Origin of the sequence: Rodentibacter rarus (assembly GCF_001998965.1) — a bacterium.
Taxonomy (GTDB): domain Bacteria; phylum Pseudomonadota; class Gammaproteobacteria; order Enterobacterales; family Pasteurellaceae; genus Rodentibacter; species Rodentibacter rarus.
In genome coordinates, this window is sequence record NZ_MLHJ01000143.1 from 1 (window position 1) to 1,899 (window position 1,899).

Here is a 1,899-nt window from a genome sequence, read left to right on the forward strand (position 1 = left end):
AGAGGTTTAGATTTTCACAAAGTTACCGCAACAGAAGTTGTACCTAGCCTAAAAGGTGAAGCTTTTTCAAATCAACTTAAGGGCATTGTTGATACTATATTAAACCGATCTTTTTACAATAATGGGGATGTTAGAGGTGTAATTAATAAAAGATGGGCTTTTAGTGATATAAACACACCAAGAAAAAGTGCTTATGGCTCGGTTCAAAATGTCCCAATGGCTAGAGTTAGTGAAAAGATAAAAAATGGTGTATTAGCTCATTTAAAAAATAGATCTATGGGAGAAGAATCTAGTGTAGGTGGAAATTTAGACTATGCTAACCCCCTATTATCTTGATGAAGCGAGTGAAAGTACTAAACGTTGGGTTGCTGATGTTTATGATCAGGCTAAAAAAGTGGGCAAATTTTTGGGTCAGGTAAAGCAATCCATGTTCACGGTACCGTAAAAGGAAAGCAACCTGCACCGCAGTTTCAAGTTATATTACCTGAAGCCTATAACTAAGGATTATTTATGAAAAAAATATTATTGTCATTATTTTCTATTTTTTTATTAACAGCAGCTAATACTGTTTGTTACGATGTAGAATGCCATAAAAATAATATAGAAAAATATAAAAAAGAGTTAAATAAATCATTTGATGAATTAGTGAAAGCTGATAATTATAACGTTACAATCGACTCTTTTAAGAGCTCTCAGATTTTATGGAATAAATTTATAAAGGAAGATTGCAAATTTATGAATTCTCCTATGGGAATAATACAGGGAGAAGGGTATATTGTTGTCTATTATGAGTGTTTGGAAAAATATTACATGGATAGAATAAAACAAGTTAATCAGATGATTGATGATATTAAATAGGTATGTATAAGAAAGTTTAAGGAAAGCCAAATTGCGCACTCAGATAAATATATTAAAGAAGCTATAAATATAATCTACTTTTTATAATTAGAAGACTAGGAATCTTGAATAAACAAGCAACTCGTTATTTCCATAGTAGGTACATTGCAGAAAAAGGTAACTTTAAATTAATAGAGGGTATATTTATATGCGATCTTTGATTTTTATATTTCTAATTTCTTTATCATTAATATCTAGTGCTAATGAATTTTGTGGAGTATATGAAAATATTAACTTAATTAAAGCTAATGATAACCTGATATTGAAATGTGACTGTAATTGCACAAATGAAGAAAACCGTTTCTATATTGATGGAGTTAATTCTAAGAATGTTATAGAAGCTTCTCGTTTGCTCTCTCTAAATGGAGTTTCTTTTGCTGATTTTGATCTTATAAAGAGAAAGAACAATGTTTGTTATTGGCAGAATTATAATTCCTCATATGAGAAAGGAGTTATATTTGCAATTAAAGTCCCTGATGGGGATCAAATTTGTTTTGAAATAAAAAATATTTAATACCTAATTCAAATGTTCCAATAAATCCAATTTACTATTCCGTTATAGAACCTTCTAAATTTAATAAGATAGTGGTTATCTATGAAGATACGTCTTTATCTTCATTTAGTGTAAATGAACTATCTAATAAGATATTACGTGATAATCAGGTTGAAAATGATAATATTTCATTAATTAAAGGAGATGTTGTTAAGTCTAAATATGTTTTTGATGATAAAGTAATTGCAATGAAAGGAAATCAATTTATTAAAATTGAATCTCATTATTTGAATCCTTATTTCTATATAAATCAGAAGTCATATCTATATTCAAGTATTGAAGATGAATATCCTAGCAAAATGTATTTAATAAAGGGAGATAAAGTTAAGATATTGGATGAGAGTTTCACTGATAGTAATAAATGGTATCTCATAAACTACAAAGGAAAAAAAGAAATCAATATGTGGATCAAAGCTGATTCTGTTGATTTAAATTGGGGCTGTACTAGA

3 protein-coding genes and 1 pseudogene are annotated in these 1,899 nt (G+C 28.5%); all 4 read left to right on the forward strand.

Annotated elements, in window-relative coordinates:
- A partial coding sequence (locus BKK50_RS12545; protein ID WP_208606215.1) for a hypothetical protein occupies window positions 1-336 on the forward strand: 336 nt, incomplete at its 5' end.
- Window positions 337-510: 174 nt separating this feature from the next.
- Window positions 511-858, forward strand: coding sequence for a lysozyme inhibitor LprI family protein (locus BKK50_RS11725; RefSeq protein WP_077418338.1), 348 nt, complete (start codon window positions 511-513; stop codon window positions 856-858).
- A gap of 187 nt (window positions 859-1,045) precedes the next feature.
- On the forward strand, window positions 1,046-1,411 hold the full coding sequence (locus BKK50_RS11730) for a hypothetical protein (RefSeq protein ID WP_077418340.1): 366 nt from the start codon (window positions 1,046-1,048) through the stop codon (window positions 1,409-1,411).
- Between the two features lie 71 nt (window positions 1,412-1,482).
- Window positions 1,483-1,899 (forward strand): annotated as a pseudogene (locus BKK50_RS13000) (hypothetical protein); the annotation flags it as partial.